Genomic DNA, 17,520 nt, shown 5'->3' with positions numbered 1-17,520 from the left:
ATTTGGAACCTTCAAAGCCATTCACCTGTGGGGTGCATGATGAAAATCCGTTTTGTCCGATCCAACGAACTCATTCTGTCCACCCATGCCGGTCTCGCTACCGTCGGTGCCTTGCTGGCACATACCAAACTCACAAAACGCCTTAACCATACCCGACTCACAGATGTAGAACATCCGTATCATTCTCACTCCGACGTGATGAAAAGCTACATCGGCTTGCTGTGTCAAGGGAAAAGCGATTTCGATCACATTGAGCCGTTTCGGAACGACGATGTCTTTCAGATCAGTCTGCAACTGCAGCGCGTGCCCTCCAGCCCGACGCTTCGCCAACGCCTGGAGCGCGCGGCGGAAACGAAGGCGGGATGGAACGAGATTCTGCTTGAGGAATCCGCTGATCTGATCCGTCGCATCCAGGCGCCGTTGACCGGAGTTCAGGCCGGATCTCGTGTTTACATCCCGCTGGACATCGACGTTTCCCCCTTCGACAACTCCGGTACCAAGAAAGAAGGCGTTTCCCGCACGTACAAAGGCGTGGACGGCTATGCGCCGATCTTTGCCTATCTGGGGCAAGAGGGGTACGGCGTCAATGTCGAATTGCGGGAAGGCAGCACCCATGTCCAGAACGGCACCGCGGCATTCTTGACCCAAAGTATTGCCTATGCACGGCGCATCACGGATCAGCCGATGCTCGTGCGCATGGATGCAGGAAACGACAGCCTCGAGAATCTGCATGTGTGTCACCGTGAGAATGTGGACTACATCATCAAAGTGAACCTTCGCAGGGACCCCAAGGAGGCCTGGTTGCACGTTGCCGAGACCTCGGGCATCTGCTGCGAGCAACGCGAAGGCAAGAAAGAATATGTCGGGTTCATCGAGTTTCCGGAGAAAGGATTTGACCGCCCTCTTCGACAAGTCTTCCATGTGATCGAGCGAACGATTGACCGAGATGGACAAATCCTGCTGGTTCCCGAACTGGAAGTGGATGTATACTGGACTTCGCTTCGCTGTGCACCATGGCGGGTGATTGAGTTATACCGGGATCACGGCACCAGCGAGCAATTTCATAGTGAAATCAAGACGGATCTGGATTTGGAACGGTTGCCGTCCGGGAAATTTGAAACCAATCATCTCGTGTTGCACGCAGGCGTGTTTGCGTACAATTTGCTGCGCATCATGGGGCAGGAGAGTCTGCGCAAAGACGATGCGCCTATACGCGGCAATGTGCAGCGACGCCGGATTCGGACGGTGATCCAGAATATCATCTACATGGCGGTGCGGTTGATACGACACGCCCGAGGGATATGGTTTAACTTTGGCAAGAACAGCCCATGGTCCCCCGTATTGGAGCGGATTTACCACGCGTTTGCATGAGCATGGATCGAAACGAATCGTTTTACTCAAAACCTGCAATTTCGCAGGTTTATCTGGCATGCACAAATTTGTCGTTCAGGCCTCATTGAAGCTTCAAAGGATTGGCAAATCCATCCCGGTGGCCATCTCCAGGAGAGTATAATCTGATTTTGAATCCGTCACATTAGAACGATTTAGCAAATATCACGGATTCAGGTAACTTTTTATGCCTATATGCGTCGCTGTGTCACCCATCCTTACAAAATCTTTCTTTGGCCCATTTATACCTTAACTAGAACCAAGTCACAAGCCCACTCAAACCGTAAAACAAGGTACACAGCGATTCGCACATACTCATACATACTTGTCACTAGTCAAGCCAGCCACAAAATATTCCCACATAATCTATAACTGAACACACCTACATCCTGCTATTACTTTTAATATATATCCGCATCATTCTGACCATGTTTCTCTTCTAGCCGTACAAGATGTTTCAAACTCCGACTGTCTATGTCATTTAGTCTAAAGCCCTGAATTTACCCTCAAGTTATTCTCCACTCGCATTTCGTCTAGCGTCTAACTTCTCTTGCAGTCTTGCCGCTCTCCGTTCCTCTTGCGGGATATATTCATTCCATGGCCGGACCTTGCTAATCCAAGGGTTTGCATATGTGTAAAGATTAAGCCTTCCACCTTTCAGAGCATCCAGCCAGCTATTGGTCCCGATCAGCAAGGGTCTTTCCTCATGATTCCATTCCAAGATTGTCAAATCTTTTAAAGCATACTTGGTATCCGTTCCATCGTTAGACAACCAGATCGGGGCATAGGGTCCTTGTTCTGACAGTTGCTCAAAGGTTGTAGCCACCACCAAGACCGGATTCACATGCCCAACAAACTCGTCTACGAGTATTGCCAGAGTATTCTGGAGGAATTGCTCTCCACGAAGTGTCACAAAGGCAATGGTGAGCCAGTCCGTAGTTGAACGATAGAAGCCCATAAGTACACTCACACGGCTTTTCTGTACTTTCATCTTCCATTCAGATGCTGTTTGCCTAGATGCATCAATCTCAACGTTTAGGCATCCGATTCGACCTTCGCACACATACTCCAAATACAAATCAGGATTATAGAATGGCACAATCGTTTCAACAAAGCCATTGTCCATGCTCTTGGGATACAGTGTTTTAGTCAAAGTCGGACCAATCCAAGTGATCAAGCCAGTCTCGTCTGGGACGGTTTGCTCCACCATACTCATTGCAAAGAGAGTCCCATGTAAATCGTGATGTAACTTCTGCTTGTGTTCTCTAGAAGGGTGTCCAGTACCGTAATGAATAGGCAAAGTTTCTTTCAGAAGTTTTTCCAAGTAGGCGATTCCATCAGTGACTAAATGCCAATAAACACGGGATTGATATCGATAACTTTTAACATAACTGGATTCTTCCAAGGCTTTCATATACCTCGACACAACATCACTGTTCATATGGAGCAATCGAGCCATGTCCTTGGTGTGTAGACAATCATATTGGTACAACACGTAGAGGAACGGCAATTGATTATGTGGTGAATAATAATGTCTGGATAGATTCATGGGTTGTCCTCCAATCTTTAAAGTAATAGAAAGAGGGAGGCCCGATTGAACCTCCCCCTGTGTTGCTTTTATTAACCTCCTGTTCCGATGTTTCCATAACGGCTCCAGAGCATCTTGAAACTGATGGTGGCTGGACTAGCTGTTCCAGAAAGAGAACGTCCATCAGAACCAATGGAGTAGCTGGACGCTTCCATCGAAATCCACATATCTTTCCAAGCGTCTTCAATCTTTTGGTAAGTTGGATCAAATCCTTTGTCGATCAAGAGCGTAGGCGCAATCTCGATCATGGTTGGGTAATAATATGTGAACTTGTATGGGCTCGGGTCTCTGGGGTGTGAGCCTCTACATTCGCCGGATTCTACGTCAGTGACTTTGGCTACCCCAGTTTTGCCCCATTTTGTCGTAATGGCAACCGTTCTACCCATTGGGTTGGAGGTTGTAGACCCAAGACCCGTAGGTCCAGCCATTGGGTACTTAACCGTGCAGCTGTCTGTGGCAGTACGGGTTACGGATACAGACCCACCAACACATTTGCCCTCGGAGTCTGTGGACTTACAACTATCCCACTCGCTATCCGTGTAAGAAAAGTTCCATGTGTAAGTTGCTGTTCCAATGTTCGGTATTGCATACATACCAATTTTTTCGCCAAAATATGGAGTGTAGGTGTTAGCTAAACTCGTATTGGACTTGATGGCCGAATAGTCGTTGACTGTCTTCGGATAAGCCGTGGAGATCGGCTCGGACTGTTTCACAGCCCCAATTTCACGGATTAGACCAATCTCTTTCCAGCCGCTACCAGAACCGCCCGGACTAGGTGGCGTAGTTACACCATCCGCTGGTGGAGGAGTAACCGTATCATCTGGCAGGGTAGTGAACGAACCTTCCTCGATGCCACCACTTTGCCCTTCCGGGTTAAACGCCTCCAGCTTACAGTTATATGTCGTGTTTGGCGCCAATCCAGTGAGTGCCCACTCGGCGTTTTTACCAGTGTTTCTCATGGTGTTGGTATCCGTACAGGTGAGTTCGTAATGATCGACGGTTTCTTCTGGCAACGGATTCCAATAGGCAATAGACGAAGTTTTAGTAATATCCTTGAAGTAGATTGGCGGGGTCTTGAATGTCCCAGCGGAAAGGAGCCAAACAGCTTTGTTATTTTCCCACAATAATTCATCTGGTGACTTCTTGCTGTTGATTGATACGGTAAGGTAGACCTGTTCACCTAAAGCTAACTTTTCCCATGCGGTTTCTGGAATCGGTATGCTCTTGGTAGTTTCTGCATAGTCCCCGAAGATTCCAACCATGAGTGTCTTAGCTTCTTGTGTATAGGCATGATCGAGAATAACTTTAGGTGTGGTGTTGACTACATTCGCAATTCTTTCAGCATCTTTACAAATACTACTTGCGGTGACTGGAGTTAAAAGATCAGCTTTGATCGATGTGATGGCTGGATATTTCTTGGCTCCAGTTGAAGCATATCCGTCAAAGGCTTCTGCCGGAAGTGTCTTGTCTGTTTCAAGTAATCTTGTTCCATCGGCATCTTCTGAGAACTTGTACTTGAGATCAGCTGTTTGTCTGTACTGGAAGTTACTCCAAATGTTAATCCCCACGGTACGATTGGCTTCGTTCACTTGAGCATCGAAAGGATTAATTGCCATGTCCCCGACGAGTGTTTCCGTAGGAGAAATATAGAAGGTGTCGTACCAATCGGTTGAACCTCTGGTATGCCAACCTGTGACTGTACCGGGGAACAAGGGGCCAGGCTGTTGTTGCCATACAAAGAACTGGTCGATATATTCATTCCAGGGTTTAGGGAACTTAGTCCAATTGCCCGCTTTATTGACTGTATTCTTGGTGTACTTGTCATAGATGCCTTTGAGCCATTCGGCACGTTGTTCTGATGAAGTCTGCCAATACCACTCGGCCTGCTTGTTAGGATATGAACTATTGAGAGTCTTTTCCCAGGGTTCTTTGATCCAGTCACGGGTACTGACATCAGTTGTTGCGGTGGCATCTGGTGGGAAATCTTTGTTGAAATAAGCGTTCTTACCTGACCCATAACCTAAATAGCGGTACTGTTTAGTGGATGAATCATAATCCTGATTGTAGTCAGGATCTTTCTGAATATCCTCAGGCCCACCGTATACAACCAATTTCTCTTGATCAAGTTTCTTCCAATCCAGAGGATATGTTTGCCCGCTTCCACCAAGTCCACCAATAGTAATTGTTGATTTAAGATCCATCCGTTCAAACTCTTCCTTAACGCTTGGCAGAAAGATTGAAGTACAAGCAGCAAGAGAAGGGTCAAGAGGCTTAGCAGAGATATTCCGAGGTTCAATACCCAGTCCAGCCACTATAATGCCAGAAACCAGAGAGGCTGATAACACAAATGAAATGATCTTTCTCATGACGATCACCTCCATTATTTAGAGATAAAACCGTCTCCAGCACCTTTGGACGGCTTAATATACAGTGTTTCATTGCCAGCTTTGAAACTCTTCTCCTTGCCACTATATACAGCTTCTTTGAATGCCTTATAGAAAGAAGCATCCGCTTTAACACCCAGGGCATTCATAGCTTTGACAATGGCATCAACGTATTCTGGAATCCACTCCGTCCCAGCTTCATTGGCAAGGTTTGCATATTGGATAATTGTCCCATCATACATAGGCTCTTTGAAGTATAAAAACATTATACGATTCGTTTTGGGATCATCTACGCCAAGTGCTCCTTGCTCAACGTTGTAGAATACATTAAACCCTGTGCCTTTCAGCGCATTGTTGACTTTCGTTGCGAGTCCAGCCAACTGTTGATCCTCACCCTTACCGATCTTTTCGAGTTCACGGTCAACCACCGTGTTTGAACCATCTTGGATACCTTCCAGTTCACTTGGATCACTTGGTGTGGTTGGACGAGGAAGAAGTTCAGTAGTATCCAGCTTGTCCAAGACGTTCTTAATAAATTGAACAGCTTCTGCACGTGTCAGAGTATCATTTCCCTGGTATCCATCCACAGAATTTCCAGTCTTACCTTGCGCAAGACCCTTTGCTAGCATATACTTGATCGCATTTGTCCCAGAGTAGTTTTTACCTTGAGTAGCAGCGACCAGTTCAGCAACACTTGTCCGGGTGATCACTGCATTTACGTTGCCTGTCACTGGATAATTAAGCGACTTCGCCAGAGTGTAGTATGGTGTGCTCCAGTTCTCGCCAGCTTGTGCAACAGGAATGTCTATCTTGAACGATCTAAGTAACATGGCTAGAAACTGGCTTTCGTTGACTCCTTGAGAAGGACGAAACGTTTGATCTTGAAACCCTTCGACCACCTTGTTTTGTTGCCCCCACATGATCGTGTTGTAAGCCCAATGACTGGATGGGACGTCCTTAAAACCACCTGGTGCTGCAAGAGCACTAGCTTGTCCCATGAGAGCCAAGGCCAAGATAGCTGTCAATACGGATTTTGTAAATTTTGTTTTCATTTTCGTTTAACCTCCTTGGATTGTTGATTCATCCACAACAGTACTTCTTCTATGTCAAATACCTGATGCTCCAGAAAGCCCTCTCTGACTATGGTGAAAGGGAGCTTGCGCTTAATCCATCTACTCAGAGTTCTGTCGGAGATGCCAAGCCATTTGACAAGCTCTTTGCGTCTCAGTTCAACCACCAACACCACCCCTCAGTGTTTCTACGGGGATTCTACCAGCAAAATGGATTATTTTGTCAATTATATATATTTGAAGCATTTAGCTAAGAATATGATAACTTTACTCATTCAAATCATCCGTATCATGGAACACCAAGGAACTGTGTCATAGAACACAAATAGCCCTTGCTCTAAAAATAATGAGCAAGGGCTATTGACTTTTTATAGAATGTGCGGTGGAATAACGTGTAACATATTAATCAGACTATGGAGGTGATACTTGGTGAACCCTATTCAAATTTCATACCTGGTCCTAAGACATCTTCTCAAACTCCTTAGGAAGCCCAAGTGGACGTATGGAGAAGCCATTAAGGAACTAAAAAGAAAGAATCAGTATACTGCGTATCATCAACTTCTCAATTGGGTTAATAAGAATGGACGAAAAGGAGGGTGGGATGGGGCTTTCCGCAAAGCCTTCCCAGCTGAAGCCAAACTTCTTTGGCCATAAGTCCCCAAGTCCGGATATTCATTCTAAATCCGTAGCTCAACTAAAGGTCTTCAAATAAAAAGAACTACTTTCAATACTGAAATAGATAAAATGAGACCCTTCAAGATATCGAATCCTAAAGGGTCTCGTTATGAACTAATGCTGCTTACCGGGTCTGGTGCGCCCTCCGCCATAATGCTTGGACTAAATATATTTGGACAAGCACTCATTGAAGGGTCTATCGGGTCTGCAGCGACTTTTTGTGGACTCGTCCATCGATTGTTGCCAAAATGCTTGACGCAACAAGTGCAGAAGATAAGGCCACAGAGAGTATTCTCTTCATATTTAACCTCCTACCTATCATTTTGTAATAAATTGTAAATTAATAAAAACGGCTGGGTCAATATAGGGTTATTCGAAATAGGCAAAACCTCTCACCAAATCAATCTCGGTAAGAGGTTTTGCCTGCTCTCTTGAGATATACTGAGGCCCCTCTGGAGTCCAACACTCTAGAGGGGCCTTGATTCAATCGGCCTTATTCCGAAATTATACCTGAACCCAAATTAGCTGGCGTGATGTGGTACGTTACACCACCTGCTTTAAATGTTTGTTCTTCTCCAGTGTTTTCAGCTTTTTGCAAAGCCGATTTAAAGTCAGAGCCTACTTTTACACCGAGAGCATTCATAGCCTTAACAATTGCATCCAAATAGTCTGCACGAATGTTGGCTGTGCCATCATTTTTATTTAGATTATCATACTGCATTATAACACCGTATTTAGGGTCTCTGTAACTATCATTATAATAAACAAAGAATACTTTGCCATTAGATAGGTCTTTAATAAATACTCCAGCACTTTCAGTGTTGTATTTAACTTGATATCCAGTACCCCTGATAGCATTAGCCACCTTTTGGGCACGATCCAACAACACCTTATCTTCACCATCGCCAACTTTACCAATTTCAGGGTCTGGCTTAGTTGGGTTGGTGTTGCCTCCAGGCACTTGGCCAATTTCATTTGGGTCACTTGGAACAGTTGGACGAGCCAAAAGTTCATCACTTGCACGTTTATCAATAACGTTCTTAATAAATGTTACGGCTTCAGCGCGAGTGAGTTTGTCACTCCCTTTATATCCTTCTACTGTGTTCCCTGCTTTACCATTAGCCAAACCATTAGCCAACATGTACTTAATGGCATTTGTTCCCGAGTAGTTTTTGCCTTGAGTTGCTGCAACAATTTCAGCTACCCAAGTACGAGTAATAACTGATGTCCGGTTATTTGATACAGGGTAATTGAGCGATTTTGCTGTCAAGTAGTATTTGTAAGACCAATATGGCGGCGAAGCAACGTCTGCTGGGTCTTTGTAAGACCGAATCAGCATCGACAAAAACTCTTCCTCACTCACTGCTTGGCTTGGTTTAAACGTATTGTCCGGATAACCTTTTGCGATCCCAGAATCCGTAGCCCAACTGATTGTATTATATGCCCAGTGGCTGGATTTAACGTCTTTAAAAGAAGCAGCAGAGGCAAGGGATCCGAATGCCAACGAAGCTGCCAGAAACGCTACGGTTAAAACTTTAGTACGTTTCATTTTAACTCACCCTTTCCTTTCCGTTAGAATGTTATGTAAATTTTATCTTACGAAAGTTTCTCTCACAATTATTTAGCTGATATAATCGAATTTAGATTCACCTGCATGTCAGTCACCAATCTACTGTCAAAAGAGGCTTGCTTATGTATACTAGTGTTTTACATACGCCTTTCTTTGAAGGTATTGATTTTCAGGACGAACTATCAGTATTATCAAGGTTTAGTAGCCTTACCCTAACTAAGAATCAAGTGTTGTTTTATCAAGGCGACCTGGCTAATGAGATGTACATCGTTAAAAGTGGAACATTACAAATCTTCAGACAAGAAGATGATCGGATCATTGTTCTGGGTCATCAATTTCCGGGACAACCAATCGGAGAACTAGAAGCGGTGCATCATGATAAGAGACGACTAGCTTCCGTCTCGGCTCTTGAGACAACTATGCTTTGGAAAATCGAAATCAAAGCTCTAGAAGAACTCATAGTTGAACAACCCGAAATTCTCAGACGAATATTATACATAGTTAGTGACCGTCTAGCCCAAGCTGATCGAAAGATCGAGTACTTAGCTTTTCTTGATTCACGAGTACGTATTGCCAACCTCTTGCTGGACCTCTATGCCAACTTTGGCAAACAAACTGACCATGGATATCTAATCGACTGGAAAACCACACAACAGCATCTAGCCAACATGGTTGGAATCGGGAGAGAATCTGCCACTAGAGCTTTACAAGAATTACAACAGGATGGAATCATTCAACTTCGTGAACGAATGATCACTATTTTAGATCTCAAAAAGTTGTACCAGCTTGCTGGGGGAACAGGTCCAACTGATGCTCGGAGGTGGCATTCTTACTGCAGTTATTATACCAGTAGCATGAATTAACTTCTGTGTTTCACACTACAAAGTTTTTGTGTTGCAAGTCACAAATATAAGCAAAGGACCACTCTGGCTACTTGAGTGGTCCTTTGCTTGTTGATCCTCTATGGTGTTTTCAGAACTGGGGGTTCGTCCTTAACTCTCCTGTACTTTTTATACCCCAATGTTACCCAACAAGAACTTTGTCTGCAAGTAATACTTCTTCAAGCCTTTGCCCACGGGCACGGAGTACACCACTCTTTTGCCGCTCAAACCACAAAATGGCTTGCTCAAGATCTATATAGCAAACGTTGATAGAAGGGTTATAATGTGGTAGCCCCAACGCGAACCATCCTGTGATTGTTTTACTCTGTACCCCCATCAAAGCCTGAAAGTCTTTCTTCCTCATGAGTCGCTCCATGAGCCCATCACTCCCCCTCACTTGATGGGCCGATTGTACCTTTTCAATGGGGCATTTTGTCAATCATTGTCGAATTCACCTTTAGCTATTTGTCAAACAAGAAGGAATGTCTGTTTAGCAAATGGCCTAAGCAAATTTCATTGGGAGAGCTTTTGACTATTTGTTAAACAAGGAGTATTAAAGTGAAGTTCTTGTTTAACAAATAGAAGAAAATCATATGAATGAAAGGTATTTAAGCTGATTGTTAAACAAGGAGAGATGCCTGTTTAACAGTTGGACTAAGATGCTGGCTATCGGGCAAACTTTGTCTCCGTGTTAAACATAAGGGACAGGTTGTTTAACACGTATTCGAGGGTGTATTCACTCCCTCTATTCTCATGAATATACCCTTTGCTACATGGACAAAGGGCTTAAGGCGTTGTTCGGAGTCCCGAAGATTGGAAAGGTCCAGCCACTCCGGAAGCAACCGGACCTAGCATTCAAAACGCCGACTTGCCCTTTATACAAGCCTCTCTGGTCAAACAAGTCTAGTGATCTTTCGATAACGTTCGACTGCGCGAGTGAACAAAGAGCTTTCTTCTGAACACTTTTGCTTCCGAGTCTCTAGATAACGGGGGTGGAGACTTTGAAGCTTCAAAATAGGGTATCTCCTATGTCTATAGGGAAAATCCAAAGTCTTTCTGACCCATAGGTTCGGAGGGCTTACCGAACGTGGTGCTTTTTTGGCACTTTCTTAGTCTCTTGTGACTTCAAGGCTACTTTACCCGGCAAGTCAACCACAAAACCAGAAAAGCCAAACGTTTGGCCCACGGTAACCGTACCCCCTATTCAGAGAAGACGTAGCAGTTTCCTATGTTCATAGGGAACCTAGTGTCTTGAAACTTCTGTATACTCAACCCCACTTCTCTTGCCGCTTTAGGTCGCGTTGGTCGCAGAGTACGTTTAGGCGCTATTCCTCACTGTGCTTTCGTCTAAAGTACACTCGCTTTTTGAACGACTGAGGTTTTGATTAAGGCCAAGTAACGATGTCAGCTTCTTGCCGGGACGAGGTTATGAGAATATCCAGCCACCAACTGCTGCCTATGGACAGCGGAGCCAGCATGCCCTAAGAATCATTGACTAAAAGCCGCTTGAGGTGGAATTGTTGGCTGTTGAGCCGTGGGTTACAATCGGACCGCAAAATCGAGGAAAGGCGAGTGGTCCAATGAAGGGACATGTAAGACAACGCAAAAATGGTAAATGGGAATGCTCTTTGCCACTTGGCTATGGACTTGACGGTAAGAAGCGGAGGATGACCAAAAGCGGTTTTGAAACCAAGGAAGAAGCAGAACAGGGCCTGATCAAAATGGCCTATGAGGTTGGGCAACATATGGTTGTAAAGCATAGCGACGAGAGCCTTTATAACTACCTTAAGTATTGGCTTGACGCAGAAAGCGACAACTATGAACCCAGCTGGCTCAAGAACCTGTTCGGTTATTTGGAGAACTATATTGGTCCTGAGATTGGCAATGTGAAGTTAAGCGGTTTAAACGCAGGATATATTGAAAAGCTGTACAAAGCTCTCCGAAACCAGGGCAAGTCTCCACAAACGATTAAACATGTGCATAATATGCTCTCTAAAGCACTTAGCAAAGCGGCCAAACAGAAACTGATTGCTGCTAACCCCGTCAAAGATGTCACACCTCCAAAGGTAACGAGATCTGCACGTAAACGTAACCTCAACGTCTGGACGATGGAAGAACTTCAAACCTTTTTACGCATTGCAAGAGAAAGCCGGTGGTACATCGCCTTTTTGTTAGCTGCTTACACTGGAGCTAGACAGGGGGAGATATTGGCTATTCGTTGGGAGAATATTAACTTTGCAAAGAACCGCCTAACCATAGATTCATCCATCAGTCGCGACATGAAGGGTTACAAGGTTGGTGACCCCAAGACAGACTCCAGCTATCGGGACATTATCCTGCCACAGCACGTAATGGATGAACTTTTGAAACACAAAGAGCGGAAACATGAGAAGGACGAAAGGCTTTTTAACAGACCGAAGGACTTTGTAGTTAGAACGTGGAAGGGTACTTTTGTAAGTCAGAGGAACTTTGCCCGAGAATGGTACAGACTTCTGGACCTGAGTGGTTTGCCACAGATCCGGTTCCACGACCTCCGTCACACTCACGCAACGCTTCTTTTGGAAAGCGGGGTCAACGTCAAAGCGGTTTCTGCAAGACTAGGACATGCTTCCTCCAAAGTAACCCTGGACATTTACTCCCACGTAACTCCACAGATGGAGGACGGGGTTGCAGAAGTCTTGACACAGCTTTCGAGAACACCAGTACTGGTTATAGAGCCTCCTGCCGAAGGGTAGGGGGCTTCGGCTTGTCCAGCCACCAACTGCTGCTTCTGAGGGTAACCCGGGTCAGGTTACCCTTAGAAGGGTTTTGTTTACGGGGAGCTGCCTCTGAGGGTAACCTGAAGGTAACCTTGTCGGGTTACCCTTAGGGACCCCTTGTCTACGGTTTCCTAACAAAACTGTAACCTCTAACTACAAACTTTACCCCCCCCCCCGTTTTAGGGTGCTTTATCCAGCCACAGTGGACTCTTTTCTCTACGTTTTCTTTTTACTTTATTTGTTTAAAGTGCCTTTTCGTTTTCTTCTAAAGTTTATTCTTTAACCGAGTAAAGTTTTTTTTGTTATATATATATTATTTTTTTCTTTTTTAGGTTACTTTTTTTGAGGAGAACCTTGTCTGCGTTCGTCTGAGGGTAACCAAGCTTGGTTACCCGGAGGTTACCGTGGAAGTTCTAACTCTTCAAGTGGAACCTTGTCTGCGTTATTCTAAGGGTAACTAGCTTCAGGTTACCATACTTTTGTGTGGCTGGACTACTTTTACAAAGTAAAGAGGACACCCCGTGGCTGGATGTCCTCCGAATAAAGACAGTTTGATTAATTGATTGTCAACTTTGGCTGTTTAGCATCGTCTTCGGATTCTGTTTTAAAATCATAGTCTACTACGATTTGTTGTGGGTTCTCCACCCATGCATCCGCTTCGATGATTCCTTGGGTGGCTTTTTCCAGTTCATGAGGATTGAACGCGATGCACTTTGCCTTGTTTCCACGTACAGAAATCGTTTTGTTAGTGGTTACTCCGAGCATCTTCAGGCCTTCTAGAATCACGTTTTTGTCAAAGTCATTTCCTTTGCCTCTGCAAAAGTCCTCGTACTTGTTGAGCCACCACGCTTGGTTGAACACAAAGCCGTAGGTTTCACTAACCCCATTCACTTTCTTTGAGTAAATCTGCGGATCAGTATGATAGGTCTGCAGATGCTCAAGGAACTGAATGTGCTGTGGCTGGATTTGGTTCTGGAGACGTGATTGAGTGATCTGTCCAATAACTTGTCCGATTTCTTGTGCTGTGTACTCAGCCATTCCCAATGTTCTACGCAAGTCTTGAATCATCATCAGCCCAATGACCAGCGTGGTTGTGATGTCAAGCTGCCTGGAATCTATGTCCTCTGGAACGTAGAGCAATGCTTTTTCATGCCAGTCTTTCCATTGATCTTGTCGATCCAGAAGGTATGGCAGGTAACCCTCAATGAACTTCGTATTCTCAAGTTTACGTTGTAATGCTTGGTTGATTGTTTTACGGTCAAGACTTTGATCTGACTTTTGAATGAGGATTTGAAGCATACGGTCCTGCACTGCCTGATTGTTGACTCTCATATTCCCTTGCATGATCCATGGGGCTTGTAGTGGGTAGTTATCATTTCGATCCACTTGACCTCTTGAATAGGAGCTACGATCATATAGTGTCTTCAGCATAAAAATGATCGATGTAATATTGTTCGCCTTATCATTATACTCTGTTGTGAGCATTGCAAAGGCATTGGTGCAACTCATAGCATCCCGGATAGGCTGGTTTGTGGAACTCATTGAAACACTATCGTTATTGGGGTTTCCAAAGAAGGTAGTGATTAGGTTCAGGTTAGTAGATTTCCCACTTCCGGGCTCTCCATAGATAAATAGGATGGGGAGTTTTAGCCCGAGCTCCCTATGCATCCATGGACTTACCAGTGCAGCAAAGAACCAAGAGAGCATAAGCAGGGACTTATGATTCTTCAATGAAGCAGGAACGATGGAAAGGAGTTCCGTTGCTGCATTGTACCAAGATGTGTCAGACAGTACGTTTCGTACAGACACTTGGTTGGATTCATGCCGACGACCCTTGATTAGAACTAAATCACTGTCTGGAACGTTCATAGTGGAGGGTTTAATGTATGTGTATCCTCCGCCTACTTTATTGACAACATAATAATATTTTTCACTTTCTTTGTGATAGAACATTCCCATATAATCCTCAATAATAGCAGTTCCCTGAGCTTGCTTAGCTACGTGAGTCATCAATTCATCTATTTCTTCTGTTTTGGTAGTAATGATATTAGCTTCAGGAACCTGCTTTCTGAGCGTAGCGAGCAGCTTTTTTCGCTCAACAGTTCTATCCGCATCGAGAATAATGTTTTTCCCTACAGCTTGTGTTTCGCATTTAATATCAACGAGAAGCACTTTTTCTTCCGAATCCATCTGTACTTTGCGAATGTTTTTGAATACAAAGTTTGTCAATCGTCTAGAAATAACTCGCCCGTCTTTAGTAATATCTAAAATTTCGTACCCATCAGGTCTCTCTACAACACCAGTTGGAAGATCATGGTATGCTCTTTTAGCTTTTTTAACGACTTCATCCACAAATCGATCTGCCTCTTGCTCTTTTGCCTCTTTACTAGACTCGATCAATCCCTGCTTAGCCTTAAATTTAGCAAATATAATTCCAAGTGTTTTAAGGTCTTTTTTACGATCCCATTTTCCAGTGGTTACAACCGCATTGATTATACGTTCATCATCAAGCTTGTCACCGTACTCATCTAAAAGCGCTTGAAATGTTGCCCGGTCACAGATGTTAAAGTTATCTAGTTCATGTTGTTCATTTTCATCCAGAGCATATAAATCTTCTTTATTCATGCTTGTTTCCTCCTTGTGTATATATCTTGTTGGCCCTACAAGGAGGTGTTACAATAGGGGCGTCAGAATATCGCCTCCTAATTGCAACACCGATGGTATTCGTAGCACCGAATGTCCATCACCTTGAAGTGGCCCCTCGTGGGCCGCTTTTTTTGTAACCGTACGTTTTTAGTGTTCATGGCTGGATATAATCTGTTCCAGTCGTTCACTGTAGATTTTTGTCGATTCTGAATGTTTTGCTAGCCACTTTGCCGCTTCTTTTAGGTCGATCACGACCAAACTGGGATTAACCTTTTGGTGCGGCATTCCTTCATATAGCCATCGGGTAACCGTTTTATGGTTTATTTTGAGCTTCTTCTTTAAACCACTCGCCGTGACCATACTTCCATTCTGAAACCCCTCCAAATATCCGTAGTGGCTTTTAAACCAAGGCAACACTTCGTCAGTGTCAAACTCCCAGCAACCTGCTTCGGATTTATCTACCGGAAAGTCTTCACGCTGCATCATTTTACGAAGCGTTGTAGCTGAGACACCGAGAACTACGGACATTTTAAGAATTCCTTTAACCTTCATCCCGTCTACCTCCTGAATGGATTACTCGTTTTTATATCCATATTTTACCATCAAGGATTTCAGGCATGGAAGTTATCTATTCGGTTGTCATAGAGCAAGGGGGTCACAGAATACTACCAGCGGCATCCGTCAACAAAAGACTTGTTTTAATGAAAGGGAGAGGGTGCCTCCCCCTCGTTTAGTAAAGAGTAGCGGTAAATATAATCCCCCTATCGAACATGACCTTCGGATTTAGGAAATGCCGTTGGAGTTCCTTGTAAAACTCATAAATCGGGTGATGGATGATCTCTTGCGGGTCAATCTCAAAGGTTTGATCGTCAATATGCACTTGCATCAAATAAAACGGGTAGTCTTCAGAAGATTCGTCCGGGATTCCTTGACTATCCAATTCATAAAATCGATTGTTAAGCAAGCGTTCCTCAAGTTCAGGACAATCCACTTCAAAGGCCAGATCGTTTTCTGTCAAAACACCCATACCACTAAGTTTAGTTTTCAATGGAAACACCTGATCGGCTTGAGTGATTTCTTCGTGCATCCAATAAACCTTCCCCACTTGCTGACGATAAGTAACCTTAAATTGATTTTTCATTGAATCTTCCTCCTATACTTTAATTTGATTTGGTTGTGCAGTTAACTTTACTCTAGACTTCTGGCACTTGGATCACTCCTTTCGACTTTCTTCCCTATTAGACCCTATGCAATGCTAGCCTGGGAAGTAGGCGACGAGCACCCCAGGCCGCGCTCTTCCGCAATAGGAACATGGGTTCTCGCGCCCCTTTATTCACGATAATGAATAAACATTCAGTATTTTTACATATGGCCCGAGCCAGTCAAGGGGTTTCTTTCATCTTGGAACTGCTGCTTCTCGCCACACGCCCTTGGTGGCTGGACCTTTTGCAGCCCTTTGTACAAACGCAAAAAAGCCACCTTCCGAAGAAGATGGCCCATTGTCTTTCAGCTGTCCATCGGCTGTCCAAATACCCCTCTCTGGACGCCAGAGACAAAACGCTTTAGCGCTTTAAACATTCGATTAGTACTAAAAGAGGCCCGTAGACACGGGCCCCGAAGCATGCACGGAAAACGTCCCAGGAGGGATTCGAACCCCCGACCGACGGCTTAGAAGGCCGTTGCTCTATCCAGCTGAGCTACTGGGACATGAAAATGAACTATGTAAAAAAGGATGCGTTATTTATTATAGCGCATCCTTTGATTTTTTCAAAGGGTTATCTTTTGAAAATTAGAGTTCCTTGTTCAATCGGTCGGAAATGCCTTCATGGGCAAGCAGACGTTGAAGGAATTCTTTCCGTTGTTTTTCGGGAGCCGGCCACCCTGTATTGCAGAATTCCTCCTCGGCGACGGTGGCGGTGGCCTGGTGCATGTTGTTATCAAACCAGTCCGTCTCAAGGCTGGCATCGCTGCGGATCATGCGGATGATTTCGAATTCCGAGCGGGGCCCCTCCTCCGAACGGGCAATATACACAAAGAGATCCGGATCGTCGACCGCTCCCGGCCGTACCTGAATTTCCGCGCAGGGGGTTCCTTCGAGCTCGGTTACTCGCCGAAATGCCGCATCTTTAATATAGTACATCCGCTACCCAACTCCTCCCGCTATTCTCCGCCATCTCCGAAACCCATCCCGCGTTCCAGCTGCTCCCGGGTTTCCGGGGTTCCAAGCCGGTATATCTCCTTATACAGGGCATCAATGTTGCTCTGGTAACTTGCATTGACATCGTCCTCCGGGGAATCCGGCCACGGATAGGTGTACGCTAAAAACGTGCTGACTTCTTTTTCATCAATTTGCTCCAACATGTGACTTATCATGTCAGCTTCTTCCGGTGTTGCTAGGATGGCCCATTCGTAACTCGATGCACCTTCATCATCCAGCAACGACCGGCCTTGCAAGGAAACATAGTACGTATTTTTTACCACATTCAACCCTCCCATTCTGGGGCAAAGTCCCTCATTTGCTTGTAGTTTTCCTTTTAGGACAGACATTTTATGCTTTG

13 protein-coding genes and 1 tRNA gene are annotated in these 17,520 nt (G+C 44.8%); 3 read left to right on the top strand and 11 right to left on the bottom strand.

Annotated features, from left to right (window positions below):
• Positions 1–39: 39 nt before the first annotated feature.
• Entirely contained in the window at positions 40–1,371 is a 1,332-nt protein-coding gene (locus ACSFXJ_RS06515) for an IS1380 family transposase (RefSeq protein WP_028540286.1), read from the top strand.
• Positions 1,372–1,900: 529 nt separating this feature from the next.
• Here ACSFXJ_RS06515 and ACSFXJ_RS06510 read toward each other — a convergent pair.
• From ACSFXJ_RS06510 to ACSFXJ_RS06495, 4 genes are all read right to left on the bottom strand, one after another.
• Positions 1,901–2,938, bottom strand: a complete 1,038-nt coding sequence (locus tag ACSFXJ_RS06510; RefSeq protein ID WP_406879775.1) for a hypothetical protein — start codon at positions 2,936–2,938, stop codon at positions 1,901–1,903.
• A gap of 71 nt (positions 2,939–3,009) precedes the next feature.
• Positions 3,010–5,343, bottom strand: a complete 2,334-nt coding sequence (locus ACSFXJ_RS06505; protein ID WP_435924384.1) for a fibronectin type III domain-containing protein — start codon at positions 5,341–5,343, stop codon at positions 3,010–3,012.
• A gap of 14 nt (positions 5,344–5,357) precedes the next feature.
• Positions 5,358–6,413, bottom strand: a complete 1,056-nt coding sequence (locus ACSFXJ_RS06500) for an S-layer homology domain-containing protein (RefSeq protein ID WP_435924383.1) — start codon at positions 6,411–6,413, stop codon at positions 5,358–5,360.
• Positions 6,414–7,599: 1,186 nt separating this feature from the next.
• Positions 7,600–8,655, bottom strand: coding sequence for an S-layer homology domain-containing protein (locus ACSFXJ_RS06495; protein ID WP_435924382.1), 1,056 nt, complete (start codon positions 8,653–8,655; stop codon positions 7,600–7,602).
• A gap of 143 nt (positions 8,656–8,798) precedes the next feature.
• Here ACSFXJ_RS06495 and ACSFXJ_RS06490 point away from each other — a divergent pair, with 143 nt between their 5' ends.
• Positions 8,799–9,539, top strand: coding sequence for a Crp/Fnr family transcriptional regulator (locus ACSFXJ_RS06490; RefSeq protein WP_406879771.1), 741 nt, complete (start codon positions 8,799–8,801; stop codon positions 9,537–9,539).
• Between the two features lie 160 nt (positions 9,540–9,699).
• Here ACSFXJ_RS06490 and ACSFXJ_RS06485 read toward each other — a convergent pair whose 3' ends face one another.
• Positions 9,700–9,933: a hypothetical protein gene (locus ACSFXJ_RS06485; protein ID WP_435924381.1), complete on the bottom strand. Its 234-nt coding sequence runs from the start codon at positions 9,931–9,933 to the stop codon at positions 9,700–9,702.
• A 1,204-nt stretch (positions 9,934–11,137) separates the two neighbouring features.
• Between ACSFXJ_RS06485 and ACSFXJ_RS06480 the strand changes: the two genes are divergently transcribed.
• On the top strand, positions 11,138–12,292 hold the full coding sequence (locus tag ACSFXJ_RS06480) for a tyrosine-type recombinase/integrase (RefSeq protein ID WP_435924380.1): 1,155 nt from the start codon (positions 11,138–11,140) through the stop codon (positions 12,290–12,292).
• Between the two features lie 579 nt (positions 12,293–12,871).
• On the opposite strand, the gene ACSFXJ_RS06475 is transcribed toward ACSFXJ_RS06480, so the two are convergent.
• The 6 genes from ACSFXJ_RS06475 to ACSFXJ_RS06450 form a co-directional block, all read right to left on the bottom strand.
• Positions 12,872–14,941 carry a hypothetical protein gene (locus ACSFXJ_RS06475; protein ID WP_435924379.1) on the bottom strand — a complete coding sequence of 690 codons (2,070 nt, stop codon included), beginning with the start codon at positions 14,939–14,941 and terminating at the stop codon, positions 12,872–12,874.
• A gap of 168 nt (positions 14,942–15,109) precedes the next feature.
• Complete coding sequence (locus ACSFXJ_RS06470; RefSeq protein WP_435924378.1) at positions 15,110–15,514, bottom strand: hypothetical protein; 405 nt, start codon at positions 15,512–15,514, stop codon at positions 15,110–15,112.
• Between the two features lie 178 nt (positions 15,515–15,692).
• Positions 15,693–16,103, bottom strand: a complete 411-nt coding sequence (locus tag ACSFXJ_RS06465; protein ID WP_435924377.1) for a hypothetical protein — start codon at positions 16,101–16,103, stop codon at positions 15,693–15,695.
• Between the two features lie 492 nt (positions 16,104–16,595).
• Positions 16,596–16,669, bottom strand: a tRNA-Arg gene (locus tag ACSFXJ_RS06460).
• Between the two features lie 82 nt (positions 16,670–16,751).
• Entirely contained in the window at positions 16,752–17,102 is a 351-nt protein-coding gene (locus ACSFXJ_RS06455) for a hypothetical protein (protein WP_435924376.1), read from the bottom strand.
• 20 nt (positions 17,103–17,122) lie between these two features.
• Positions 17,123–17,443, bottom strand: coding sequence for a hypothetical protein (locus tag ACSFXJ_RS06450; protein WP_435924375.1), 321 nt, complete (start codon positions 17,441–17,443; stop codon positions 17,123–17,125).
• Positions 17,444–17,520 lie beyond the last annotated feature (77 nt).

It is taken from the genome of Paenibacillus salivarius (genome assembly GCF_051307165.1).
In the GTDB taxonomy this organism is placed as follows: domain Bacteria; phylum Bacillota; class Bacilli; order Paenibacillales; family Paenibacillaceae; genus Fontibacillus.
This window is presented reverse-complemented; position numbering and strand designations above follow the sequence as displayed.

What these genes read in the sequence shown, in the direction of transcription:
- ACSFXJ_RS06515 (WP_028540286.1), top strand. Translation starts at nt 40, where the DNA reads ATGAAAATCCGTTTTGTCCGATCCAACGAACTCATTCTGTCCACCCAT.
- ACSFXJ_RS06510 (WP_406879775.1), bottom strand. Translation starts at nt 2,938, where the DNA reads ATGAATCTATCCAGACATTATTATTCACCACATAATCAATTGCCGTTC.
- ACSFXJ_RS06505 (WP_435924384.1), bottom strand. Translation starts at nt 5,343, where the DNA reads ATGAGAAAGATCATTTCATTTGTGTTATCAGCCTCTCTGGTTTCTGGC.
- ACSFXJ_RS06500 (WP_435924383.1), bottom strand. Translation starts at nt 6,413, where the DNA reads ATGAAAACAAAATTTACAAAATCCGTATTGACAGCTATCTTGGCCTTG.
- ACSFXJ_RS06495 (WP_435924382.1), bottom strand. Translation starts at nt 8,655, where the DNA reads ATGAAACGTACTAAAGTTTTAACCGTAGCGTTTCTGGCAGCTTCGTTG.
- ACSFXJ_RS06490 (WP_406879771.1), top strand. Translation starts at nt 8,799, where the DNA reads ATGTATACTAGTGTTTTACATACGCCTTTCTTTGAAGGTATTGATTTT.
- ACSFXJ_RS06485 (WP_435924381.1), bottom strand. Translation starts at nt 9,933, where the DNA reads ATGGAGCGACTCATGAGGAAGAAAGACTTTCAGGCTTTGATGGGGGTA.
- ACSFXJ_RS06480 (WP_435924380.1), top strand. Translation starts at nt 11,138, where the DNA reads ATGAAGGGACATGTAAGACAACGCAAAAATGGTAAATGGGAATGCTCT.
- ACSFXJ_RS06475 (WP_435924379.1), bottom strand. Translation starts at nt 14,941, where the DNA reads ATGAATAAAGAAGATTTATATGCTCTGGATGAAAATGAACAACATGAA.
- ACSFXJ_RS06470 (WP_435924378.1), bottom strand. Translation starts at nt 15,514, where the DNA reads ATGAAGGTTAAAGGAATTCTTAAAATGTCCGTAGTTCTCGGTGTCTCA.
- ACSFXJ_RS06465 (WP_435924377.1), bottom strand. Translation starts at nt 16,103, where the DNA reads ATGAAAAATCAATTTAAGGTTACTTATCGTCAGCAAGTGGGGAAGGTT.
- ACSFXJ_RS06455 (WP_435924376.1), bottom strand. Translation starts at nt 17,102, where the DNA reads ATGTACTATATTAAAGATGCGGCATTTCGGCGAGTAACCGAGCTCGAA.